The following is a 23,975-nucleotide window of genomic DNA, read 5'->3' on the forward strand; positions in this document are numbered from 1 at the left end:
CCGTGAAGCCCCTGCGCGAGCTGCTGCCCGCCGTGCTCCCCGCGGGCGCCGGGCCGGAGGGCGCCGGTGGGGTCGAGCAGGAGCGCGCCCTCGGCGGTGAGCGAGCCGGCGTCGGCGCCCGCGGGGAGCACGGCGGGCAGCAGCTCGCGCAGGGGCTTCACGGCGCCGGCCGCGCGCTCGTCGTAGAGGTCGACGACACGCTGGTCGTAGTCGCGGGTCGCCGGGTCGGTCGGGACCATGCCGGAGGCGTCGCCGACTCCGAGGACCTTCTCGCCGGTGAGGCGCCAGTGCACGTAGCCGGCGAGGGTGGTGAGGAAGTCGATCCGCTCGACGTGCGGCTCGGAGTCGAGGACCGCCTGGTGCAGGTGCGCGAGCGACCAGCGCAGCGGGATGTTGGCGCCGAACAGCTCGGTGAGCTCGGCCGACGCGGGGCCTGTGCTGGTGTTGCGCCAGGTGCGGAAGGGGACGAGCAGCCCGCCGTCCGCATCGAAGGGGAGGTAGCCGTGCATCATCGCCGAGACGCCGAGCGCCCCGACGGAGGAGAGCTGCACGCCGTGGCGCGACGAGGCGTCGGCGACGAGGTCCGCGTAGGCGGCCTGGAGGCCCGCGTGGACGGCGTCGAGGGAGTAGGTCCAACGGCGGTCGACGAACTGGTTCTCCCACTCGTGGCTGCCGACGGCGAGGACCACGGACGGGTCGGCCGCGTCGACCAGGCACGCCTTGATCCGGGTGGAGCCGAGCTCGATGCCGAGGGCGGTGGCGCCGCTCGTGATCACGTCGGCGGGGGTGGGCCTGCGCTGGTCCATCATGCTCCTCGCTCGGGCGATGTGACCGTTCACAAAGCCCCGGGTCAGCGTAGGCGAAACGGCTCGGGGTCGGCAAGCGAGGGGCCCGCCCGACGGGGTCCGACTGCTCCTCCTCCGCCGCAAGCCCCTTCCGCCGGGGGCCGCCCGCTTGGTCGCATGAGGCATGCGTGAGATCAGACTCGTCAGACTCGTCACCCGCCTCGAGAACGCCGCCGCCCTCGATCCGCTCGTCGGCCGGGTGAAGCGGGCCGTGAACGCGGTGGTCCGGCCGCAGCCGGTGCGGGACGTGCTGCACGGCGTCCCGGTCGGCCACCCCGTCCATCCGCTGCTCGTCCTCGTGCCCACCGGCGCCTGGGTGTCGGCGGCGGTGCTCGACCTGCTGCCGGGGAACCAGCGCGCGGCGAGGACCCTCGTCGGCGTCGGCGTGATCAGCGTCCTGCCGACCGCCGCTTCCGGCTTCACCGACTGGTCGGAGCTGCACGAGCAGCAGACCCGCGTCGGGCTGGTGCACTCGGCGGCCAACGTGGTCGCGACGGGCCTCTACGCCGCGTCGTGGGTGCAGCGCCGCCGCGGGCGCACCACGAGCGGGAAGGTGCTCGGGATGCTCGGGCTCGCCGTAGTGTCAGGCGGCGGCTACCTGGGCGGCCACCTCAGCTACCGGCAGGCGGCGGGGGCGAACCACGCGGAGGACGTGCCGCACCGCTTCCCCTCCGGCTGGCAGGAGCTCGGCGCCCTGGCGGACCTGCCGGAGCGCACGCCGGTGAGGAGGGAGGTCGCGGGCCTCCCCCTGCTCGCCTTCCGGCGGGGCGAGCGGATCGACGTGCTCTCGAACGTCTGCAGCCACCTCTCGGGCCCGCTCGACGAGGGCGAGGTCTCGGCGGACGGCTCGGGGGAGGCGTGCGTCGCCTGCCCGTGGCACGGCAGCACCTTCTCGCTCGAGACCGGCGAGGTGCTGCGGGGGCCGGCCACCTCGCCGCAGCCGCGGTTCGAGACGCGGGTGCGCGAGGGGCGCGTGGAGGTGCTGCTGCCGCACGCGGGGTGAGGCGGGGGCCGGTGCTGCTCAGGCCTGAGCCGTCGACGCCCGCTCCACCAGCACCGGCGGCACCGGGCGGTCGACGGCGGGCTCCTCGCCGCGCAGCTCCGCGAGCACGACGCCGATCGTGCGGCGGCCGACTTCCGCGAAGTCCTGGCGGATGGTGGTCAGCGGCGGCTGGTAGTGCGCCGCCTCGGGGACGTCGTCGAAGCCGACGACGCTGAGGTCCTCGGGCACGCGCAGTCCCCGCTCGGTGCAGGCGTGCAGGAGTCCGAGGGCCATCTGGTCGTTGCCGGCGAACACCGCGGTCGGCCGGGGCGAGGAGTCGAGGAGGCGGAGGCCGGCGCGGTAGCCGGACTCGGCGCTCCAGTCGCCCTCCACGACGGCGACAGGGTCGAGGCCGGCCGCGCTCATCCCGGCGCCGAAGCCCTCGAGCCGCGCCTGCGCCTCCACCCAGTGCTGCGGACCGGCGAGGTGCGCGATGCGGGTGTGGCCGAGGCCGACGAGGTGCTCGGTCGCCAGTCGCGCTCCGGCCGCCTGGTCGACGAGGAGCAGGGAGTCGGCGCCGCGGTCCGTCGCGCCGAGCGTCACCGAGGGGACGCCGATCGCGAGGCTCTCGATCGCCTCCAGCGCGCGCTCCTGCGGGGCGAGGACCACGATCGCCTCCACCGACTCCCGCTGCAGGTGGGCGAGACCGTCGGCCAGCGACTCCGCGTCCGGCGCCGCGTTCACGACCGGGACCCGGTAGCCCGCGTCGCGCGCCGCCTGCTCGATCGCGGCCATCGCGGTGGCGGTGCCGTAGAAGCTGTGGCTCTCGGCGGCGAGGATCCCGATCAGGCCGGAGCGGCTCGTCGCCAGGGCGCGGGCGGCGGCGCTGGGGCGGAAGCCGAGGTCCTCGATCGCGGCGAGCACGCGCTCCCGGGTGCGCGGCCGCAGCTGGGGGCTGTCGTTGAGCACCCGCGAGACCGTCTGGTACGACACTCCGGCCCGCACCGCGACGTCGCGGATGGTCGGCGCGCGGTCGAGGGGCATGGCCACACCGTAGCGGTGCGTGCGCCCCCGCCCCCTCCCGCGAGACGCCTCCCGGGTGCGCGTCCGTCGGCGGGTCGCGTACCGGAGTGGCGTGCCGCGGGCGCGGGTCAGGGGCCGCCGAGCCAGTGGTCGATGCGGTGGTGGTCGGGGGTGAAGCCGTGGTCGACGCCCCAGAGGACGGCCTGCGTGCGGCTGGTCGCGCCGATCTTGCCGTAGACGCTGCGGATGTAGGACTTCACCGTGTTGGGGCTGAGGTAGGTGAGGGCGGCGACGTCGGCGTTGCTCTTGCCCTGCGTGATGAGCGCGAGGATCTCCGACTCCCGGTCGGTGATGCCCTCGTGGCGGCCCGGCCAGTCGAGGCCCGGTGCGCTGCCCGCCCGCCGTGGAGGATCGCTGACGACGACCTCGCCCGCCGCCACCCGCTCGAGCGCGGCCACCAGCTCCCGCGCCGGCAGGGTCTTGGAGAGGTAGCCGTGGACGCCCTGCTCGAGGGCGTCCGCGATGAGCGTCGGCGCGAAGTTCCAGGTGTAGACGACCACGTGCTCGGCCCGCTCGTTGCGCACCAGCTCCGCGATCTCGTGGTGGTCCGACTCCGGCTGGGCGAACGAGTCGTAGAGGACGACGTCGATCCGGTCGGAGAGGGAGGCGTTCGCGTCGATCTCGGCGACGACCACCCGATCGCGGTAGTGGTCGAACATGTGCGCGAGGCCCGTGAGGACGACGTCGTAGTCGTCGACGAGCGCGACGGTGAGGGGCGCACGGCGGGTCATGGTCGGACGCTACCGCACGGCTCGTCGGGGCGAGCACACCCCGAGGGGTGTACCGCCGCCTCCTCCGGGGTGGTTGCGTAGCCACCGGTCCCGCAACCGCGGAACCGACCAGCGGGCCCCCACCCGCACAACGGAAGGACGACCGCCATGCTCGGTCTCATCATCAGCCTCATCGTCGTCGGACTCATCGCAGGAGCGCTGGCCCGGCTCATCGTCCCCGGGAAGCAGAGCATCAGCATCGGCATGACCATCGTGCTCGGCATCGTCGGCTCGTTCGTCGGCGGCTTCCTCGGGTTCCTGATCTTCCAGCACGACCCGATGGACGGCTTCTTCCAGCCGGCCGGCATCATCGGCTCGATCATCGGAGCGATCATCGTCCTGCTCGTCTACACCCGCTTCGCCGGCCGCTCCGCCGCGCGCCGCTGACCCGCAGCGCACGGCGACAGCGAGGTCGCTGCCGACCCGCGCTCCGCGGGCGTGCAGGCACCACGCTGACCGGCGGCCCCGGCCCGGCTCCCTCCACGGGCCGGGCCGTCGTGCTGTCCGCGGGGTGCCCGGGCGTCGACCGCGGTCTCCGACGCTGCGTCCGCGGGTGCCGACGCTCCGTCCGCGGAGCCCGCGCCGCGTCCTCCGACCTCCGTGGATCGGCGGCCGAGTCCGTCGACGCCGCGTCGGTGGCGGCCGAGTCCGTCGCCCCAGAGTCGGCAGCCGCGCAGCCCGTCGCCGCCCAGCCGCCGCGCACCGGGGTGCGCGATGCTCGGGCGATGCCGCTCGTCGTCCCCGATGCCCTCGTCCCGCTCGCGCTCCGGCTCGCCCGTGCGAACCGCACCTTCGTCAGCGCGGAGGGAGCCCGTCGCCGCATCCGGGAGCGCGCGCTCCGTCCCGCCTCCTACGGCCCGCCGCCCCGCCTCCGGCCCGGCGTGCGCGTCGACGTGGAGCAGGTCGGCTCCTGGCCGGTCTACACGATCCGCCCGCGGGTGATCCGCGGCGGCGTCGTCTACGTCCACGGCGGCGGCTGGGTGAACGAGATCGCGCCCCAGCACTGGTGGCTCGCCGCCCGCATCGCCGACGAGGTCTCCGTCGCGGTGACCCTCCCGATCTACCCGCTCGTGCCCTTCGGCACGGCGCTCGAGGCGCGCGACGGTGTCCGCGCCCTGGTGCTGCGGAGTCTTGAGCGGCACGGGGCGACCTGCCTCGCCGGCGACTCGGCGGGCGGCCAGATCGCCCTCTCGACGGCCCTCGCCCTGCGTGACGAGGGGGTGGTCCTGCCGCGCACGACCCTCGTCTCGCCCGCGCTCGACCTCTCCTGGAGCAACCCGCGGATCCCCGAGGTGCAGCCGACCGATCCCTGGCTCGGCACCCCGGGCGGTCGCGTCCTCGCCGAGAGCTGGCGCGGCGCCCTCGACCTGCTCGATCCCGTGGTCAGCCCGCTGTTCGGCGACCTGGCGGGCCTCGGCCCCCTCACCGTCTTCACCGGCACGCGGGACGTCCTCAATCCGGACGCCCACGTGCTGGCCGAGCGGGCGGCGGCCGCCGCGGTCCCGTTCGAGCTCCACGAGGCCGTCGGGCAGGTCCACGTGTACCCGCTCGTGCCCACGCGGGCCGGCCGCGAGGCGCAGCACGACCTTGTCGAGGGGCTCCGCGCGGCGGTCTGATCGGAGGCTCGCCCAGGCGTCCGGCAGGCTCCTCTCAGTCCGTCTTCCGGACGGCGGACGGCGCCGCCGCCCGCTCGTCCACGACGTCGAGGCGAGCCAGCGCGTTCGCCGTCCCTCGGCGGCCCCGTGACGCGACCAGGCCGATCATCGCGGCCGCCGCGAGGGCGAAGGCGAGCAGCGACCAGAACCCGCCCTCGACGGCGAGCAGGGTCGACCAGCCGCCCGATCCCGCCGCCCAGCGCACGAGCCGCTGCCAGAGGAGCGGTCGCGGCTCGGGACGCAGGCGCACCACGGTCTCGCCGAGGGTCCGTCCGGACCGCAGCACGATCACCAGCTGGAGCAGCGGAGCGACGAACGGCAGGGCGCCGAGAACCACGTCCCCGGGGCTCGAGCGCGTGTCCACCCCCGCGAGCACGAGGCCGACCCCGGTGATCGAGACGAGCGCGCCCGTGATGAGGCTCAGCGCGAGAACGTCGCAGAACATGCCGAACGCGCGGCGGCGGATCGTGACCGGGCGGGCCAGCTCCGGCACCGCGCCCTCGGTCCGGCGGGTGAAGAGGAGGAGGGCGGGGGAGAGGAGGGTGCCGAGCAGGGCGCCGGCCGTGTTGGCCAGCAGGTCGTCGACGTCGAAGAGCCGGTAGGCGCACGGGTAGAGGAACCAGTCGCCGGTGAGCTGCGTGACCTCGATGAGGAGCGAGACGGCGAAGCCGGCGACGGTGCCGCCGATCAGCCCGGCGACGAGGCGCCCGCGCAGAGCGAGGTGGCGGACGAGCATCCCGAGGGGGACGAAGAAGACCACGTTCAGGAGCACCTGCGCGGACGCGGGGTTCGTCAGCAGCGCGCGGGGCCCGTCGATCCCGCCCTCCTTCGCGATGTCCGCGACGAAGGCGAACAGGCGCAGCTGCGGACCCGATCCGGTGCGGCAGGCGGCGGCGACCGTCGCCTCGTCGGGCAGGGGGAGGAGCGTGTAGGTGACGAGGGCGAGCGCGTAGACCACGGCGGCGAAGGCCAGCACCGCGTTGCCGATCCCGAGGACGCCGCGGCGCCGGTACTGCAGGGCGGCCCAGGGCACGAGGCCCACGAGGGCGACGGCGGAGCCGAACAGGAGGGCGAGCACGGCGGAGGTCATGCGTCGACAGTAGGAGAGCGGAGGCCCTTCTCGACCGCCCGGCGCATCAGGGGCCTCTGACAGCGCGGTTCGTCCCTCCCCAGCGCGGGATCCGGGCGCTCCTCCACGGATCCGAGCGATCCCCGCCCGCCGCCTCCACGCCCTGCTAGCGTTTCCTGGGTCGCGTCCAAGAAACGCGTGCACCCCCGACCCCTCCACGAAAGACGTCATGCCGCTGCGCTCCCGCCTCCTCGCCCTCCCCGCCGCCGTCGCGGCCGCCGCGCTCCTGCTCAGCGGCTGCACCGCCGAGACGCCCGACGCCTCCAGCACCCCCGTCGACGGCGGGACCCTCACCTACGCGTCCGGCGACGCCGAGCCCACCTGCCTCGACCCGCACGTCGGCGGCAACTACCCGCAGGCGCTCCTCGCGACACAGGTGCTCGAGTCGCTCGTCTCGCGCGACGCCGACGGCACCATCACGCCGTGGCTGGCCGAGTCGTGGACCGTCTCGGACGACGCGCTCAGCTACGACTTCACCCTGCGCGAGGGCGCGACCTTCACCGACGGCACCGCCCTCGACGCGGAGGCGGTCGCCGCGAACATCGCGCACCTGCAGGACCCGGCGACCAAGTCCTCCACCGGCTACCTCGCCGTGGCGAAGGTCGCCTCCGTCACCGCGGTCTCGCCGACCGTCGCCCGCTTCACCCTGACCGCGCCGGACAGTGCGCTGCTCGAGTCGCTCGCGCAGCCGTGGACCGCGATCGAGTCGCCCGCCGGCATCGCCCGCGGCGAGGAGGCGAACTGCGAGGCGCCCGTCGGCACCGGCCCCTTCACCGTCTCGGAGTGGGTCAAGCAGGACCACGTGACCCTCACCCGCAACGAGGCCTACGACGCGTCGACCGGCCCGACCGGGGACGGCCACGAGGGCCCCGCGCACCTGGCGAGCATCACCTGGCGCTTCATCCCCGACTCCGCCACCCGCTACGCGGCGCTGCAGTCGGGCGAGGTCGACGTGCTCGACAACGCCCAGCCCGACACTCTGAAGGCCGCGACCGGAGCCACCGACCTCGTCGAGCTCGACGCGCCCCGGCCCGGCTCGGTCAACCGCCTCGAGCTCAACTCCGGGCAGGCGCCGTTCGACGACGAGTCCGTCCGCGAGGCGTTCGTCCGCGGCGTCGGCGTGAACGACGCGATCGACTCCCTCTTCTTCGGCACCGCCGAGCGCTCCTATTCCCCGCTGTCCAGCCGCGAGGCGACCGCGTACTCCGACCCGTCGCTCTTCGAGGACGCCGGGCCCGACTCCGAGACGGCCGCCGCCGAGGACCTGCTCGAGAAGGCCGGCTGGGTGGACTCGGACGGCGACGGCATCCGCGAGAAGGACGGCACGCCGCTGACGCTGCGCTTCCCCGTCAGCACCAACCAGTCGATCCCGGCCGAGCAGTCGCTGTTCGAGCAGATCCAGGCATCGGCGAAGACCCTCGGCTTCGACGTGCGGATCAGCCTGCTCGACCTGTCGAGCTGGTACACCGCGCTCGCGTCGAACGAGTACGAGCTGGTGAGCGCCCCGTACACGAAGGTCGGACCCGACGTGCTGCGGATCCTCTACTCCTCCTCGGGCATCACCCCCGCGCCGAGCGGCTACTTCGCCAACCACGCGCAGATCGCCGACCCCGCGCTCGACTCGCTGCTCGAGCAGGCGAGCGCCACCACCGACGAGGACGCCCGCGCCGACCTGTACGAGCAGGCGCAGCGGATCGTCCTCGAGGGCTACTGGATCCTGCCGCTCTACGACCAGCAGAACCACTACCTGCACCGGTCGGCCGTCCAGGGCCTCGTCGCCCTCGACACCGTGTCGACCCCCTGGTTCGCCGACGCCTGGGTCTGACCCGGCCCCGGAGAGCCGCCTGCACCGATCGAAGAGCGGACGCATGCCGGTCGAGTAGTCGCCGCGGCGGCGCACCGAGACCCCGCGATCGGGACGGGCGGATCTCGATGCGCCCGCTCCGCGGGCTGCTCGATCAGCAGGGGTCCGTCCTCCATGCTGGTCGAGTAGCCGCCGTCGGTCGCGCATCGCGTGCTCCGGAGGGAACGGACCTCGACGACGCCCCCCTCCACCGCCCCGACCAGAGAGGACGCCCGCCCGCATGATCCGCCGCGCGCTCCTCCGCCTCGGCGGCGCCCTCGTGGTGCTCTGGGCCGTCGCGACCGCCGTCTTCGTCCTCATCCGCCTCGTCCCCGGCGATCCGGCGCAGGCGATCCTCGGCGGTCCGGGCTCGCAGGCGTCTCCCGAGGCGCTCGCCGCGGTGCGGGAGCAGTACGGCCTCGACCAGCCGCTCCTCGTGCAGTACCTGGTGCAGCTCGGCAGGCTCGCGCGCGGCGACCTCGGCACCTCCTACTCCCTGCGCACTCCCGTCGCGCAAATCCTCGGCGAGCAGCTGCCCGGCACCCTCCTGCTCGCCGTGCTCGCGCTCACCGCCGCATGGATCCTCGCGCTCACGACCGCCCTCTGGTCGACCCGGGGCGGACGGCTCGCCGCCGCGATCGGGTCCGGCCTCGAGCTCACGGCGGCCGCGCTCCCGCACTTCTGGCTGGCGACCGTGCTGATCGCCGTCTTCGCGACCGCGCTGCGCTGGCTGCCCCCCGTGAGCACCGGGTCGCCCGCCGGGCTGGTGCTGCCGACGCTGACCCTCGCGATCCCGCTGGCGGGCTTCCTCGGCCAGGTGATGCGCCGCTCCCTCCTCGACGCGCTGGAGTCGCCGTTCGTGCTCGCCGCTCGGGCGCGCGGCGAGGGCGAGCTCGGCGTCCGCGCCCGCCACGCCCTGCGCCACGCGGTGCTGCCGGGGGTCTCGCTCTCGGGCTGGGCGTTCGGCTACCTGATCGGCGGGGCCGTGGTGGTCGAGACGATCTTCGCGAGGCCGGGGCTCGGCCGGACTCTGCTTGCGGCGGTGACGGTCCGTGACGTGCCGGTGGTGACGGGTGTCGTGCTGGTCACGGCGCTGGCGTACATCGTCGTGACCCTCGCCACCGATCTGCTGAACCGCGTGATCGACCCGCGGCTGGCCCGGCGGGAGGCGGTCGCGTGAGCGAGCTCGAGCTGCGCGCCGCCCGCCCGCTCCGCCGGGGTCCCTCCCGCCTCCGCGCCGGCGAGGTGCTGGCCGCGTTCTTCGTCGTGCTGCTCCTGCTCGCCGCCGTCGCGCCCGGGCTGCTCGCCCCCTCCGATCCGCTCGCCGTCGCTCCGCGCGACGCCTTCACCCCACCGGGTGCCGCGCACCTGCTCGGCACCGACGAGTCCGGTCGGGACGTCCTCAGCCGCCTCATCGCGGGGGCCGGCGCGTCCCTCCTGATCGGCGCCAGCGCCACCGCGATCGGCCTCGTCCTCGGCGCGGTGCTCGGGGTGGTCGCGGCGTTCGGCGGCCGCGTCGTCGACGGCGTGATCGGCCGCGTGCTCGAGGTGCTCTTCGCCTTCCCCGCGCTCCTGCTCGCGCTGCTCGTGATCGTGGTCACGGGTCCCGGAGTCGTCCCCGCCACCATCGCGGTCGGCCTCTCGACCGCGCCGGGGTACGCCCGCATCCTGCGCACGCAGCTGCTCGGCATCCGCGACTCCGGCTACGTCGAGGCGGCGCGCGTGCTGGGGCACGGACCCGTCCGCATCCTCGTCCGGCACGTCCTCCCCAACACCTTCGGGCCGCTCGCCGTGCTGGCGACCCTCGGCGTCGGCCAGGCGATCGTCTGGGCCTCGGCCCTCAGCTACCTGGGCCTGGGCGCCGAGCCGCCCGCGCCGGAGTGGGGCGCGATGCTCTCGGCGGGCCGCACCTACCTCGCGAGCGCGTGGTGGCTGACCGTGTTCCCAGGACTGGCGATCGTGCTGACCACGATCGCGACGACGATCCTCGGCGGGCGTCTGCGGGGTGCGCGGTGAGCGCGGTCGTCGTCGAGGGGCTCCGGGTCGCCTTCGACGGAGTCGAGGTGGTGCACGGGGTCTCGTTCCGCGTGGACCCGGGGGAGTGCGTCGCGATCGTCGGCGAGTCCGGGTCCGGCAAGAGCGTCACCGCGCGAGCGCTGCTGGGGCTGAGCGGAGGCGCCGTGACCGGGAGCGTCCGCGTCGGCGGGACCGAGGTGGTCGGAGCGGGCGAGCGGGAGCTGCGGCGGCTGCGCGGCGGATCCGTCGGCTTCGTCCCGCAGGACGCGCTGCTCTCGCTCGACCCGCTGCGCCCGATCGGCCGCGAGATCGGCGACGTGCTCCGCCTCCACGGCCGCCTCCCCGCGGCCGAGCGGGCGCAGCGGACGGTCGAGGCCCTGGCGAGCGTCGGCATGCCGGAGCCGGCCGAGCGGATGCGGGAGCGCTCGGGCGACCTCTCCGGCGGGCTCCGCCAGCGCGCCCTCCTCGCGGCGGCCGTGGCGCTCGATCCGCCGCTGCTCGTCGCCGACGAGCCGACCACCGCGCTCGACGTCACCGTCCAGGCCCGCGTGCTCGAGCTCTTCGCCGAGCAGAAGGCGCGCGGCCGGGCGCTCGTCCTGGTCTCGCACGACCTCGCGGTGGTGGCGGGCCTCGCCGACCGCATCCTCGTGCTGGCCGACGGCCGCGTGGTGGAGGAGGGGACCGCGGCCGAGGTGCTGCGCGCGCCCCGCAGCCCCGAGGCCCGCGCGCTCGTGGCCGCCGTCCCCGCCGGGCGACCGCGCGGCTCCCGGCTCACCGACCCGACCGCACCGGCGACTCCGCCCGAGACCCCCGGGGAGGTCGTGGTCGCGGCCCGCGGACTCGCCGCCCGCTTCCCGCTGCCCGGTGGAGGAGTGCGGGTCGCGGTCGACGACGTCGACCTCCGGCTGCGGCGCGGCGAGACCGTCGGGCTCGTCGGCGAGTCCGGGTCGGGCAAGAGCACGGTGGCCCGGCTCGTGCTGGCGCTGCGGCGTCCGGACGAGGGCGCCGTCGAGCTGTTCGGCGAGCCGTGGTCGGCAGCGACCGAGCGCTCCCGCCGTCCCCGCCGCCCGCGGATCGGCGCCGTCTACCAGGACAGTCTCTCCTCGTTCGACCCGCGCTGGAGCGTCGGCCGCCTCCTCCGCGACGCCGGCGCCGCCTCCGTGCCCGCGCTGCTCGAGAGCGTGGGGCTCGACCCCGCCCTGGAGCGGCGCTCGCCGCGGACCCTCTCCGGCGGTCAGCGCCAGCGCGTCTCGATCGCCCGGGCGCTGGCGACGCGCCCCGACGTGCTGATCTGCGACGAGCCCGTCTCGGCCCTCGACGTGTCGGTGCAGGCGCAGATCCTCGACCTGCTCGACGACCTGCAGCGCCGTCACGGCCTCGCCCTCCTCCTCATCTCGCACGACCTCGGCGTGATCGCGCACATGAGCGATCGCATCGCCGTGATGCGCGAGGGTCGGATCGTCGAGGCGGGGCCGGCCACGTCGCTCCTCGCCGTACCGCAGGAGGAGTACACGCGCCGCCTGCTCGCCGCCGCCCCTCGCCTCGAGCGCTGAGCCGTCCGCGGCGCGGCCCCCGCGCAAGCCCGCGCCGCGAATCCGCCGCACCTCCACCACGTGTCGGACCTGCGGCGTAGCGTTGCCGAGGTGATGCGCCCGACGACCCAGACCCTCGGCCAGCTCCGTGCCTCCGGGCACGTGCAGAAGAGCCTCCGCACCGAGATCCGCGACAACCTGCTCGATGCTCTGCGCGAGGGCCGCGACCCCTGGCCGGGCCTGCACGGCTTCGCCGAGACGGTCATCCCGCAGGTCGAGCGCGCCGTCATCGCCGGCCACGACATCGTCCTGCTGGGCGAGCGCGGCCAGGGCAAGACCCGCCTCCTGCGCACCCTCGTCGGCCTGCTCGACGAGTGGACGCCCGTCATCGCGGGGTCCGAGCTCGGCGAGCACCCCTACGAGCCGATCACCACGGAGAGCCGCCGCCGAGCGGAGGAGCTGGGCGAGGACCTGCCCGTCGCCTGGAAGCCCCGCGAGGAGCGCTACGTCGAGAAGCTGGCCACGCCCGACACCAGCGTCGCCGACCTCATCGGCGACGTCGACCCGATGAAGGTGGCCGAGGGCCGCAGCCTGGGCGACCCGGAGACCATCCACTTCGGCCTCATCCCGCGCAGCCACCGCGGCATCGTCGCGATCAACGAACTGCCGGACCTCGCCGAGCGGATCCAGGTCGCCATGCTCAACGTGATGGAGGAGCGCGACATCCAGATCCGCGGCTACGTCCTCCGCCTCCCCCTCGACGTCCTCGTCGTCGCGAGCGCGAACCCGGAGGACTACACGAACCGCGGCCGGATCATCACGCCGCTGAAGGACCGCTTCGGCGCCGAGATCCGCACCCACTACCCGACCGCCCTCGTCGACGAGGTCGCCGTCATCCGGCAGGAGGCGGACCTCGTCGCGACCGTGCCCGACGCGCTCATCGAGATCCTCGCCCGCTTCACGCGGGCCCTGCGCGAGTCGAGCTCCGTCGACCAGCGCAGCGGTGTCAGCGCCCGCTTCGCCATCGCCGGCGCCGAGACGATCGCCGCCGCCGCCCTGCACCGCGCCACCCGCCGCGGCGAGGAGGAGGCGGTCGCCCGCCCCATCGACCTCGAGACCGCCGTCGACGTGCTCGGCGGCAAGATCGAGTTCGAGTCGGGGGAGGAGGGCCGCGAGGACGAGATCCTCGACCACCTGCTCCGTCAGGCCACCGCCGAGACCGTCCGCGCCCACCTGCGCGGCGTCGACCTCGGGCCGCTCGTCGAGGCGGTCGAGAACGGCGCGATGATCACGACCGGCGAGCAGGTGACCGCCCGCGAGTTCCTGGCCGGCCTGCCGCTGCTGGGCGAGGCCCGCGTGTACGACGAGGTCGCCGAGCGCCTCGACGCCGTGGGGGAGGGGCGCCGCGCCGGAGCGGTCGAGCTCGCCCTCGAGGGCCTCTACCTCTCGCGCAAGCTGAGCAAGGAGACGGGCGGGGGCGAGGCCGTCTATGGCTGATGCTCCGCGCGGCAACCGGCGGCTGAAGCGCGACGCGCGCTACGCGAAGTACGACGGGGGACCCGATCCGCTCGCTCCTCCGGTCGACCTGAAGGAGGCCCTCGACGCGATCGGCGAGGACGTGATGGGCGGCACCTCGCCCGAGCGCGCCCTGCGCGAGTTCCTCCGCCGGGGCACCCGCGACCGCGAGGGCCTGGACGACCTGGCCGCCCGCGTCGCCGAGCGGCGTCGCGAGCTCACGCAGAGGAACAACCTCGACGGCACGCTCCGCGAGATCCGCGAGCTCCTCGACAAGGCCGTCCTCGCCGAGCGCAAGCAGCTCGCCAGCGACACGCAGATGGACGACGGCGACCGCGCGCTCGCAGAGATCCAGCTCGACAGCCTCCCGCCCTCACCGGCCGCGGCCGTCTCGGAGCTCCGCGACTACCGCTGGCAGAGCCCCGAGGCGCGCGCCGACTTCGAGCGGATCCGCGAGCTCCTGGGCCGCGAGATGCTCGATCAGCGCTTCGAGGGGATGAAGCAGGCCCTCGAGAACGCGAGCGACGAGGACCGCGCCGCGATCGACGCGATGCTCCGCGACCTGAACGAGCTGCTCGAGGCGCACGCGCGCGGGGAGGACACCCCCGAGCAGTTCGACGCCTTCATGGAGCAGCACGGCGAGTACTTCCCCGAGGGCCCGGAATCGGTGGACGAGCTGATCGACGCGCTCGCCGCCCGCGCGGCGGCGGCCCAGCGGATGCGCAACTCGATGACCGCCGAGCAGCGCGCCGAGCTCGACGCCCTCGCCCAGGAGGCCTTCGGCACGCCGGAGCTCATGCAGTCGCTCGGCCGCCTCGACGAGACCCTGCGGGGGCTCCGTCCCGGCGAGGACTGGGGCGGCTCCGAGCGGATGGACGGCGAGCAGGGGCTCGGCCTCGGCGACGGGACGGGCGTGTTCCAGGAGCTGGCCGACCTCGACGCCCTCGCCGACCAGCTCGCGCAGACGGACCGCTCCTCCCTCGACGACCTCGACCTCGACCTGCTGGCGAAGCGCCTCGGCGAGGACGCCTCCGTCGACGCGCAGACGCTGAAGCGCCTGGAGCGGGCCCTGCGCGACTCCGGGACCCTGCGCCGCGGCTCCGACGGCCGCCTCGCCCTCAGCCCGAAGGCCATGCGCCAGCTCGGCAAGGCGCTCCTGCGCGACATCGCCGAGACCGTCTCCGGCCGTCAGGGCGCCCGCGACGTCCGGCGTGCGGGCGCGGCGGGCGAGCGCTCCGGAGCGACGCGCTCGTGGGAGTTCGGCGACACCGAGGCCTGGGACATCCCCCGCACGGTGACCAACGCCCTCACCCGCAGCGCCGGCGAGGGCCGACCGGTCGGCTCGGGGGTGCGCATCCTGATCGACGACGTCGAGGTGCAGGAGACGGAGGCGCGCACGCAGGCCTGTGTCGCGCTCCTCGTCGACACGTCGTTCTCGATGGCGATGGACGGCCGCTGGGTGCCGATGAAGCGCACCGCGCTCGCCCTGCACACCCTGATCAGCAGCCGGTTCCGCGGAGACGCGCTGCAGCTCGTCGCCTTCGGCCGACGCGCCGAGGTGATGGACGTCGAGCAGCTGGTGGGCCTGGACGCGGAGTGGGACAAGGGCACGAACCTGCACCACGCGCTGCTGCTGGCCAACCGGCACTTCCGCAAGCACCCGAATGCGCAGCCGGTGCTGCTCATCGTCACCGACGGCGAGCCGACCGCGCACCTCGAGCCCGACGGCGGCATCTTCTTCGACTACCCGCCGGACCCGCTGACGGTCGCCGTCTCGGTCCGCGAGCTCGACGCGTCGCTCCGCCTCGGCGCGCACACCACGTTCTTCCGCCTGGGCGACGACCCGGGCCTCGCGCGCTTCATCGACTCGCTCGCCCGCCGGATCGGCGGCTCGGTGGTGAACCCGGAGGCGGAGGACCTGGGAGCGGCCGTCGTCTCCTCCTACCTCGGCGCTCGCGGCGCGGGTCCGGGAGGCGGCGGAGCGCCGGGCGAGGAGCTGTTCGGCCGCGGCTGGAGCTTCTGAGCCCCTCAGGATGCAGGAGGGACCCGCTCCCGCGCCTGAGGATCAGCGCGTCCCCGTCGCTCCTGCGGCGTTCGTCCTGATCTCCGACCGCCCCCGGCTCAGAACAGCGGCCAGGGCACCGCGGGCATCCCGCCCCGCGGGCCCGGGAAGCGGCCGAAGGAGCCGAGCCGCTCGCAGCGCTTCGCGAACGCGGCGACCTCGTCCTCGGTGAGCAGCTCCGAGAGCGCCTCGCCGAGCGGTCCGTCGATCTGCGCGCGCAGGAGCGCCAGCGCCGTCAGCTCCTCCTCGAGCAGCGGTTCGCCGATCCAGCCCCAGAGGACCGTGCGCAGCTTGTGCTCGGAGTGGAAGGTGAGGCCGTGGTCGACCCCGTAGCGGTGGCCGTCGGGCAGCGCGAGCACGTGTCCGCCCTTCCGGTCCGCGTTGTTGGCGACCACGTCGAACACGGCCATCCGGCGCAGCGCCGTCGAGTCCTCGTGCACGAGGGAGATGTCGCGGTCCTCCTCGTCGCTGCCGTCGAGGACGTGCCGCCATCCGTCGGGCACGGCGTCGGCGGGCACCAGGTCGACCGCGTCCTGGTCCGGATCGATGTCCTGCCAGAGCTGGACCATGCCCGGCCCGAGCGGACCGTCGCGGAGCCACGTGCGCGGCACCACGTTCCAGCCGAGCGCCTCCGAGACGAGGTAGGCGGCGACCTCGCGGCCCGCGAGCACGCCGTCCGGGAAGTCCCACAGCGGCTTCTCGCCCGAGATCGGCTTGTAGACGACGGACGTCTCGCCGAGCTGCGCGAGGAACGTCGCGTTCGAGGCGATCGTGATCCGGCCGGCCAGCTCCAGCTCGCCGTCGAGCCCGCCCGGGTCGCTCATGCGGGCGGGCAGTCGTGCCCGTCGGGATCCATCGGCTCGCCGCAGCGGGGGCAGAGCGGACGTCCGGCGCCGACGACCTCGAGGGTGCGCTTCGCGAAGGCGCGCGCCGTCCCGACCGGGATCTTCACCTGCAGCATCTCGGTGGGCTCGGGCTCCTCCTCGGAGTCGTCCTCCGCCTCGGTCAGCGGGTAGGCCTCGATCACGATCTGCGCGGTGGACGGGTCCCAGCCGAGGCTGAGACCGCCGACGCGGAACTCGGGCTCCACGGGCTGGTCGAGGGGGTCGTTGTCGACGAGCTCCGGGGGAGTGCCGGCGGGGACGCTGACCGGGTTGCCCTGGGCGGTCATCAGCTGGTCGAGGATCTCGTCGATCTTCTCGGCGAGGAGGGCCGACTGCTGCTTCTCGAGGCCGACGCTGACCACGCGGGGCCCGGTCTTGGCCTGGAGGTAGAAGGAGCGCGAGCCGGGTGAGCCGACGGTCCCCACGACGACGCGATCGGGCCAGTCGAATCCGTGCACGATCGGAGGCATGCCCCCAGTCTACGAGCGCCCGCCTCCGCAGTGGCTGCGCGCGTCGGCCTCGGGCGGTCTGCCGATCGAGCGGCCCGCCCCTCCTGCTGACCGAGCCCCCCGCGGAGCGGGCGCATCGAGATCCATCGTCGGCGAGCACCCGCATCCCTGCCGCTCGATCGAGCCCTGAAGCGGCCCTCCCGAACCCGCGCCTACTCGTGCCCCGCCCCGCCCCCCACGGCGGCGTCCGCCACAGGGGCCGCCTTCCGCAGCCAGCCCAGGTCCCCGGCGTCCGTGTTCATCGAGACGACCTCGGGCCGCCCCGCGCCGTAGCGGATGATCGACACCGACGCCGGTCCGACGCTGAGCCTCTGGAAGAGGTCGAGGTGCATGCCGAGCGCGTCCGCGAGGATCGCCTTGATCGTGTCTCCGTGGCTGACCGCCGCCCACACCGCGCCGGCCCCGTGCTCCTCCGCCACCGCCGCGTCGTGCCGGCGGATCGCCGACACGGCCCGGGCCTGCATCGCGAGCATCCCCTCGCCGCCGGGGAACACCACCGCGGAGGGCTGGTTCTGCACCGTCGCCCAGAGCGGCTCCGTCGCGAGATCCCGCAGCGAGCGCCCCGACCAGTCGCCGTAGTCGCACTCGGTGATGCCCTTGTCGATCACCGTCGCCGGCGATCCCGTCTGCCGCTCGAGGACGAAGCGCGTGGTCTGCCGGCACCGCTCGAGCGGGCTCGACACCACGGTCGCGAGCTCGACCGCCGCCAGCCGCTCCCCGGTGCGGGCCGCCTGCGTGCGTCCGACGTCGTCGAGCCGCACTCCGGCGGTGCGTCCGGCGAGGATCCCCGCGGTGTTCGCGGTGGTGCGTCCGTGCCGGACGAGGAGGAGCGTGGGCATGGGGCCAGCGTAGGCGGCCGCGCTCCCGCCCCGCCCCGCCGAGGGGCCGGGGCCGCGCGACTCCATCGCGGGACGGATGCCCCGGCCGCAGCGCCTGCCTAGGGTGGAGGAGCGGCCGCCCACCGCGGCCCGGAAGGGACACACATGGACGGGACGACGCCCCCCGGCATTCCCCAGGACGGCACGGACACCGAGAGCCCCGCCGCGCGCACCGCCGCCGACGGCACCGCTGCCGAGCACACCGACTCCGAGCACACCGACTCCGCGACCCCCGCGTGGGCCGCCCCCGAGGCCTCCGGCCGCCACGGCGAGGTCGCTCTGCGGATCCGCGGCCTCCGCAAGCGCTTCGGCGACAAGGAAGCCGTGAAGGACATCGACCTCGACGTCCCCGCCGGGTCCTTCTTCGGGCTCGTCGGCCCCAACGGCGCGGGCAAGACGACGACCCTCTCGATGGCCACGGCCCTGCTCCGCCCCGACAGCGGCGTCGTCACGATCCACGAGGTCGACGTCTGGAAGGACACCCTCGAGGCGAAGCGGCTGATCGGCGTCCTCGCCGACGGCGTCAAGCTGTTCGACCGCCTCACCGGTCTCCAGCTCGTCACCTACTACGGTCTGCTCTGCGGGCTCGAGCGCTCCGTCGTCGTCGAGCGGACCGACGACCTCCTCGCCCTGCTCGGCCTCGATCCGGCCGACCGCACGCTCGTCGTGGACTACTCCGCGGGCATGACCAAGAAGATCGCGCTCGCCTGCGCGCTCGTGCGCGCCCCGCGCCTCCTGGTGCTCGACGAGCCGTTCGAGTCGGTCGACCCGGTCTCGGCGGCGAACATCCGCGACATCCTCACCGGCTTCGTCGCGTCGGGCGGCACGGTCATCGTCTCGTCCCACTCCATGGACCTCGTCGAGCGGATGTGCGACCGGGTCGCCGTCATCGCCGACGGCCGCGTGCTCGCCTCCGGCACCCTCGAGGAGGTCCGCGCCGGCTCCAGCCTCGAGGAGCGCTTCGTCGAGCTGGTCGGCGGCCGCACCCACCAGGAGGGACCGGCATGGTTGCGCATCTCCTGAGGCTGCGGCTGCTCCTGCTCCGCAACTCGCTGACGCGGAACGTGTGGCAGCTGATCGGCGTGATCCTCGGCGGTCTCTACGCGATCGCGGTGCTCGGCCTGGTCGCGGCCGGCCTGGTCGCGCTCGGAGGCACGGACCCGGCGTTCGCGAACGTCGCGATCGTCCTCGGCGGCTCCGCTCTGATCCTCGGCTGGGTGCTCGGGCCGATCTTCCTGTCCGGCTCCGACCAGAGCCTCGACCTGCCCACCCTCGCGACCTTCCCGATCCCGCTGCGGACCCTCCTCCTCGGGCTCGCCGCCGCGGGCCTCGCGGGCATCCCCGGCGTGGTGACCTCGCTCGGCGCGCTCGCCTCCGCCGCCGCCTGGTGGAGCCGTCCGATCGGCATCCTGCCCGGCCTCGTCGCCGCGGTGATCGGCGTCGCGACCTGCGTGGTCGCGTCCCGCCTGATCGGCGCGCTCACCACGGGCCTGGGCTCGAGCCGCCGCTACCGCGAGGTGATCGGCGGCGTCGTGCTCGTCGTCGTCATCCTGCTCGGACCGCTCTTCTTCGGCCTGACGAACGTGATCCGCGACGGCCTGGACGTCCTGCCCGTGATCGCGGGCGCCCTCGGCTGGTCGCCGCTCGGCGCGATCTGGGCCGTCCCCGGATCCGTTGTCGCGGGCGACTGGGTCGCGGCGATCGCGCGCCTGCTGATCGGGCTCGCGACGCTGGCCGTCCTCGTCTGGGCGTGGGCCCGGGCGCTGCGGCACGCGCTCGCGGAGCCCGCCGCGTCCGGCGCGCACTCCGCCTCCGGATCCGCGGGCCTCGGCCTGTTCGGGCGCTTCCCCGGCACCCCGACCGGCGCCGTCGCCGCGCGTGCCCTCGGCTACTGGTGGCGCGACCCGCGCTACAGCCGCGGGCTCCTCGTCATCCCCGCCGTCGTCGTCCTCGCGGTGTTCTACTCCGCGATCGGCAGCGGCGGCGACACCTTCGTGCTGCTCTCGGCCGTGCTCGTCGGCCTGATCTTCGGCGTGACCCTCTGCGCGGACGTGTCGTACGACGGCACCGCCTGGGCGGCGCACGTCAGCTCCGGAGTGACGGGGTCGGCCGACCGCGCCGGTCGCGTCGTCGCCGCCGCGATCATCGGCGTCCCTGCGGTCGTCGTCGTGGCGGTGGGCACCGCGCTGTACGCGGGACGCGCCGACGCGATCCCGGCCGTGCTGGGCATGGCGCTGGCCCTCGTGCTCAGCGGGTTCGGAGTGTCGAGCGTCGCCTCGTCGCTCGTGGTCTACCCCGTGCCCGGGCCGGGGGACAGCCCGCTGAAGACGCCGCCGGGCTCCGGGATGATCTCGAGCGTCGTGATGCTGGGGAGCATGGCCGCGACCGGTCTGCTGGCGCTCCCGTCGATCGTCCTCGGCGCGATCTCGCTCATCGGCGGCGACCCGGCCTTCGGCCTGATCGGACTGGCGGCCGCACTCGTGCTGGGCACCGTCTTCGCGCTGGTCGGCATCCGCGTCGGCGGTCGGATCGTCGACCGCCGAGCGCCGGAGCTGTTCGCCGCCCTCGTGACGATCGGCTGACGCGGGTGGCGGGGCGCGGGTGGGCGGTGCCCGCCCCGCTCCCCGTCACCGCCCCGCTCCTCGCCCCCGCGAGTGCGCGGAAGTCGTCGCACTCGAGCTCGAGTGCGACGACTCCTGCGCACTCGCGGGAGCCGACGAGGACCGCGCGCCCGCGAGTGGCCGCGCGCCCGCGAAGGCCCGCACACGGGAGCCGCGGCAGAATGTGGACATGCGCAGCCTCGAAGTCCTCCTCGATCCGGAGTCGGAGGCTCGCGTCCGCGGCCAGTGGGAGGCGCTCGAGGCGGCCGGCATCCCGAGCCTCGCGCTGCACACGTCCGCCAGCAACCGCCCGCACCTCACCCTGGTCGCCGGGCCCGAGCTGACCGCCCCGGAGCCGGGCGCGCTCGGTCCGCTGCCGGCGACGGTCGACCTGGGCGCCGTCCTCCTCTTCCCGCACGCCGGGCGCTTCGTCCTCGCCTGGGGAGTGGTCCGCTCGCCCGCCCTCGACGCTCTGCACGATCGGGCCACGCGCCTCGTGCCGGGCGGCGTCGACACCTCGCTCCCGGACGCCTGGACGCCGCACATCAGCGTCTCTCGCCGCCTCCGCGCCGAGCAGCTCGGCGCCGCCGTCCCCCTCCTCGGCGAGCCGTTCACCGTCGGCCTCGCGGGCGTCCGCTTCTGGGACGGCGACACCCGCACCCTCACCGACCTCTGAGCCGGACGCCGCAGAAGCCCCCGACCACCCCGCATCCGCCTCCCCAGCTCCCTCCCTGCAGCCCTTCTCCACAGTTCCCCGGACCCCCGGGGCGGCGTCGGAGGCGGCGGGTAGAGTTCCCCGGGTGACAGAGCCCACCGCGACAGCCCTCCCCGCCCCGCCGCTCGCCGACCCCTCGGCGGAGTCCCGCGGCGGCGTCCGGAGCGACGCGGCGAGCGGCGCCCCGGGATCCGGATCCTCCGAGGCGCAGGCGATCCTCGAGAAGGTCTTCGGCTACGGCTCCTTCCGCGGCGAGCAGCAGGCCATCGTCGAGCAGGTCATCGGAGGCGGCGACGCCGTCGTCCTGATGCCCACCGGCGGCGGCAAGTCGCTCTGCTACCAGATCCCCGCCATCGTGCGCCCCGGCACCGGCGTGGTCGTGTCCCCGCTCATCGCGCTGATGCAGGACCAGGTCGACGCCCTCCGCGCGAACGGCGTCCGCGCCGAGTTCCTCAACTCCACCCAGGACGCGGGCGAGCGCAGCCGCGTCGAGCGCGCCTACCTCGACGGCGAGCTCGACCTGCTCTACGTCGCCCCGGAGCGCCTGGGCAACGAGGGCATGAAGCAGTTCCTCGCCCGCGGCCGGATCGCCCTCTTCGCGATCGACGAGGCCCACTGCGTCAGCCAGTGGGGCCACGACTTCCGCCCCGACTACCTCGCACTGGGCGAGCTCGCCGAGCGCTGGCCCGACGTCCCGCGCATCGCCCTCACCGCGACCGCCACCGAGGCGACGCACCGCGAGATCACGTCGCGCCTGCACCTCGGCGCCGCCCGCCACTTCGTCTCGAGCTTCGACCGCCCGAACATCCAGTACCGGATCGTCAACAAGGTCGAGCCGCGCAAGCAGCTGATCGACTTCCTGCGGCGCGAGCACGCGCACGACGCGGGCATCGTCTACGCCCTCTCCCGCAAGAGCGTCGAGGCGACGGCCGAGGCGCTGCGCTCGGCGGGCTTCGACGCCGTCGCGTACCACGCGGGCCTCGACTCGCGGGTGCGCGCCGCCGCCCAGTCGCGGTTCCTCCGCGAGGAGGGCGTCATCGTCTGCGCGACCATCGCCTTCGGCATGGGGATCGACAAGCCGGACGTGCGGTTCGTCGCGCACATCGACCTGCCCAAGTCGGTCGAGGGCTACTACCAGGAGACGGGTCGCGCCGGCCGCGACGGACTGCCGTCCACCGCCTGGCTCGCCTACGGCCTGCAGGACGTGGTGCAGCAGCGCCGGATGATCGACGAGTCGCCGGGAGACCTGGCGCACCGTCGGCGGATGTCCGCGCACCTGGACGCGATGCTCGCGCTCTCCGAGACGGTCCAGTGCCGCCGGGTGAACCTGCTCGCCTACTTCGGCCAGGAGAGCACCGCCTGCGGCAACTGCGACACCTGCCTCGAGCCGCCCGCCTCCTGGGACGGCACGGTCGCGGCGCAGAAGTTCCTGTCGACGGTCGTCCGCCTCAAGCGCGAGCGCAACCAGCAGTTCGGCGCCGGACACATCATCGACGTCCTCCGCGGCAAGACCACGCCGCGCACCACTCAGCACCAGCACGACGGCCTGGCCACCTGGGGCATCGGCGCCGAGCTCAGCGACACCCAGTGGCGCGGAGTCGCCCGCCAGCTCCTCGCGCAGGGCCTGCTCGGCGTGAACGACGACGGCTTCGGCACTCTCGTGCTCACGCCCGCGTCCGGCTCCGTCCTCAGCGGCGAGCGGAAGGTCGAGCTGCGGCAGGAGCCGGAGAAGCCGGCCCGTTCCAGCGGATCCTCCCGCTCCGGGCGGTCCACCGTCGCCGAGCTGTCGGGCGAGGCTCAGCCGCTGTTCGAGCGGCTCCGGGAGTGGCGCGCCGCGCAGGCCCGCGCGCAGGCGGTCCCGGCCTACATCGTCTTCAACGACGCGACCCTCCGCGAGATCGCGACCGCCGAGCCGGCGACGATGGACGCGCTCAGCATCATCGGCGGCGTCGGCCAGAAGAAGCTGCTCACCTACGGCGAGGCCGTTCTCGCCGTCGTCGCGGGGGAGAGCCCCGAGATCGCCGTCCCGGAACCCGGTGAGGAGGCTCCCGCTCCCCGCCGCGCGCCGGCCGGCCGTGGCGGGTCGTCCCGCTCGCAAGGGGCGAAGCCCTCGTTCGGCCGCGAATCGTCCGGTCCGCCGGTGTCCGCCGCGCAGCCGCCGGAGGACGACTGGGTGCCGCCGGACGAGCCCGACTGGGAGCCCGGCTGGGACAGCTACTGATCCATCGCTGAGGCGCGCGGTTCACCGCCCGCGACGGAGGCGGGCGCCGGCGCGGGCGATCGTGTTCCGGCGCCCACGTCGGCGATCGTGCCCACCTCGGCACCGACGCGAGCGTCCTCGGTCCGAGGCGCCGGCGAGCGCCCTCAGCCGCCCGCGCCCGTCGACGCCATCCACCCGCCGAGCAGCGTGCAGCAGAACGACACCGCGAGACCCGCCACCGGCACCCAGAACGCGATGCGCCGCCGCACCAGCAGCACGATCGAGACGACCAGCGCCGCGAGGAACGGCACCCACACTCCTCCTGCTGCGAGGACCATCCCGCCCTCGATCAGGCCGATGTCGCAGGCGTTCGATCCGCCGCACGAGTCGCTGGCCATCGCGAAGAACAGCCCGAAGAACGACAGCAGCAGCGTCACCGCGGAGGCCACGAGGATCAGCACGATCGTCAGCACCAGGTCCCAGACGCGGACCGGACGCCGATGCGGCACCCCGGATCCCGGCGCCCCGGATCCCGGAGTCCTGGTTTCCGGCACCCGGTATTCCGGCGCGGCGGGAGGCCCGGGAGGCGCTGCCGCGACGTCCGAGGGCGGCGCACCCGGAGTCCCGAGAGACGCGGGCGAGCCGACCACGGGCGGCCCGGCCGCCGGCTGTCGGGCGGGCGGAGGGGGAGGCAGCGGCGGCTCGCTCATGCCGAGAGACTAGCGAGGCGGCCTTCGGTGCGGCGTCGCTCCTCTGC

Annotated in this window: 21 protein-coding genes; 13 read left to right on the forward strand and 8 right to left on the reverse strand. The window is 74.5% G+C overall.

The window, feature by feature from the left end; translation table 11 throughout:
• Positions 1–809 (reverse strand): FGGY family carbohydrate kinase (locus C5D36_RS12680; RefSeq protein WP_374953779.1); only part of this gene is annotated, 809 nt, incomplete at its 3' end.
• Positions 810–969: 160 nt separating this feature from the next.
• On the opposite strand from C5D36_RS12680, the gene C5D36_RS12685 reads away from it, so the two are divergent.
• On the forward strand, positions 970–1,848 hold the full coding sequence (locus C5D36_RS12685) for a Rieske 2Fe-2S domain-containing protein (RefSeq protein ID WP_104225039.1): 879 nt from the start codon (positions 970–972) through the stop codon (positions 1,846–1,848).
• Positions 1,849–1,866: 18 nt separating this feature from the next.
• Here the strand turns inward: C5D36_RS12685 and C5D36_RS12690 are convergent, their stop codons facing one another.
• Positions 1,867–2,871, reverse strand: a complete 1,005-nt coding sequence (locus C5D36_RS12690) for a LacI family DNA-binding transcriptional regulator (protein ID WP_104225040.1) — start codon at positions 2,869–2,871, stop codon at positions 1,867–1,869.
• A 107-nt stretch (positions 2,872–2,978) separates the two neighbouring features.
• Positions 2,979–3,641, reverse strand: coding sequence for a response regulator transcription factor (locus tag C5D36_RS12695; protein WP_104225041.1), 663 nt, complete (start codon positions 3,639–3,641; stop codon positions 2,979–2,981).
• A gap of 147 nt (positions 3,642–3,788) precedes the next feature.
• Between C5D36_RS12695 and C5D36_RS12700 the strand changes: the two genes are divergently transcribed.
• Together C5D36_RS12700 and C5D36_RS12705 are read left to right on the forward strand one after the other, a co-directional pair.
• Positions 3,789–4,067, forward strand: coding sequence for a GlsB/YeaQ/YmgE family stress response membrane protein (locus C5D36_RS12700; RefSeq protein WP_104225042.1), 279 nt, complete (start codon positions 3,789–3,791; stop codon positions 4,065–4,067).
• Positions 4,068–4,405: 338 nt separating this feature from the next.
• Positions 4,406–5,296, forward strand: a complete 891-nt coding sequence (locus tag C5D36_RS12705) for an alpha/beta hydrolase fold domain-containing protein (protein WP_104295999.1) — start codon at positions 4,406–4,408, stop codon at positions 5,294–5,296.
• A 34-nt stretch (positions 5,297–5,330) separates the two neighbouring features.
• Here C5D36_RS12705 and C5D36_RS12710 read toward each other — a convergent pair whose 3' ends face one another.
• Positions 5,331–6,425, reverse strand: coding sequence for a VanZ family protein (locus tag C5D36_RS12710; protein WP_181072888.1), 1,095 nt, complete (start codon positions 6,423–6,425; stop codon positions 5,331–5,333).
• 208 nt (positions 6,426–6,633) lie between these two features.
• Between C5D36_RS12710 and C5D36_RS12715 the strand changes: the two genes are divergently transcribed.
• The 6 genes from C5D36_RS12715 (at position 6,634) to C5D36_RS12740 (ending at position 15,393) form a co-directional block, all read left to right on the forward strand.
• Positions 6,634–8,289, forward strand: a complete 1,656-nt coding sequence (locus C5D36_RS12715; RefSeq protein ID WP_104295974.1) for an ABC transporter substrate-binding protein — start codon at positions 6,634–6,636, stop codon at positions 8,287–8,289.
• Between the two features lie 259 nt (positions 8,290–8,548).
• Positions 8,549–9,487 (forward strand): ABC transporter permease, encoded by a 939-nt coding sequence (locus C5D36_RS12720; RefSeq protein WP_104295975.1) that lies wholly within the window; start codon positions 8,549–8,551, stop codon positions 9,485–9,487.
• Positions 9,484–10,323: an ABC transporter permease gene (locus C5D36_RS12725; RefSeq protein ID WP_104295976.1), complete on the forward strand. Its 840-nt coding sequence runs from the start codon at positions 9,484–9,486 to the stop codon at positions 10,321–10,323. The genes C5D36_RS12720 and C5D36_RS12725 overlap by 4 nt, the downstream gene beginning before the upstream one ends.
• Positions 10,320–11,876 (forward strand): ABC transporter ATP-binding protein, encoded by a 1,557-nt coding sequence (locus tag C5D36_RS12730; RefSeq protein WP_104295977.1) that lies wholly within the window; start codon positions 10,320–10,322, stop codon positions 11,874–11,876. Before C5D36_RS12725 ends, C5D36_RS12730 begins: the two co-directional genes overlap by 4 nt.
• A gap of 93 nt (positions 11,877–11,969) precedes the next feature.
• A complete protein-coding gene (locus C5D36_RS12735; protein ID WP_104233651.1) occupies positions 11,970–13,352 on the forward strand; it encodes a magnesium chelatase in 1,383 nt (460 codons plus the stop codon).
• Positions 13,345–15,393 carry a VWA domain-containing protein gene (locus C5D36_RS12740; RefSeq protein ID WP_104295978.1) on the forward strand — a complete coding sequence of 683 codons (2,049 nt, stop codon included), beginning with the start codon at positions 13,345–13,347 and terminating at the stop codon, positions 15,391–15,393. The genes C5D36_RS12735 and C5D36_RS12740 overlap by 8 nt, the downstream gene beginning before the upstream one ends.
• A 98-nt stretch (positions 15,394–15,491) precedes the next feature.
• Here the strand turns inward: C5D36_RS12740 and C5D36_RS12745 are convergent, their stop codons facing one another.
• The 3 genes from C5D36_RS12745 to C5D36_RS12755 form a co-directional block, all read right to left on the reverse strand.
• Complete coding sequence (locus C5D36_RS12745; RefSeq protein ID WP_104226043.1) at positions 15,492–16,256, reverse strand: SCO1664 family protein; 765 nt, start codon at positions 16,254–16,256, stop codon at positions 15,492–15,494.
• Entirely contained in the window at positions 16,253–16,786 is a 534-nt protein-coding gene (locus C5D36_RS12750) for a DUF3090 domain-containing protein (RefSeq protein ID WP_104295979.1), read from the reverse strand. Before C5D36_RS12750 ends, C5D36_RS12745 begins: the two co-directional genes overlap by 4 nt.
• A 191-nt stretch (positions 16,787–16,977) precedes the next feature.
• Entirely contained in the window at positions 16,978–17,664 is a 687-nt protein-coding gene (locus C5D36_RS12755) for a histidine phosphatase family protein (RefSeq protein ID WP_104238837.1), read from the reverse strand.
• A gap of 144 nt (positions 17,665–17,808) precedes the next feature.
• On the opposite strand from C5D36_RS12755, the gene C5D36_RS12760 reads away from it, so the two are divergent.
• From C5D36_RS12760 to recQ, 4 genes are all read left to right on the forward strand, one after another.
• Positions 17,809–18,726, forward strand: coding sequence for an ABC transporter ATP-binding protein (locus tag C5D36_RS12760; RefSeq protein ID WP_104295980.1), 918 nt, complete (start codon positions 17,809–17,811; stop codon positions 18,724–18,726).
• Positions 18,708–20,285 carry a transporter gene (locus C5D36_RS12765; protein WP_104295981.1) on the forward strand — a complete coding sequence of 526 codons (1,578 nt, stop codon included), beginning with the start codon at positions 18,708–18,710 and terminating at the stop codon, positions 20,283–20,285. The genes C5D36_RS12760 and C5D36_RS12765 overlap by 19 nt, the downstream gene beginning before the upstream one ends.
• A 208-nt stretch (positions 20,286–20,493) precedes the next feature.
• Positions 20,494–20,979, forward strand: a complete 486-nt coding sequence (locus C5D36_RS12770; RefSeq protein ID WP_104295982.1) for a 2'-5' RNA ligase family protein — start codon at positions 20,494–20,496, stop codon at positions 20,977–20,979.
• Positions 20,980–21,103: 124 nt separating this feature from the next.
• A complete protein-coding gene (recQ, locus tag C5D36_RS12775; RefSeq protein WP_104295983.1) occupies positions 21,104–23,239 on the forward strand; it encodes a DNA helicase RecQ in 2,136 nt (711 codons plus the stop codon).
• Positions 23,240–23,382: 143 nt separating this feature from the next.
• Here the strand turns inward: recQ and C5D36_RS17030 are convergent, their stop codons facing one another.
• Positions 23,383–23,928 carry a DUF6264 family protein gene (locus tag C5D36_RS17030; RefSeq protein ID WP_219812599.1) on the reverse strand — a complete coding sequence of 182 codons (546 nt, stop codon included), beginning with the start codon at positions 23,926–23,928 and terminating at the stop codon, positions 23,383–23,385.
• Positions 23,929–23,975 lie beyond the last annotated feature (47 nt).

Source organism: Rathayibacter sp. AY1C6 (assembly GCF_002931535.1).
Lineage (GTDB): Bacteria > Actinomycetota > Actinomycetes > Actinomycetales > Microbacteriaceae > Rathayibacter.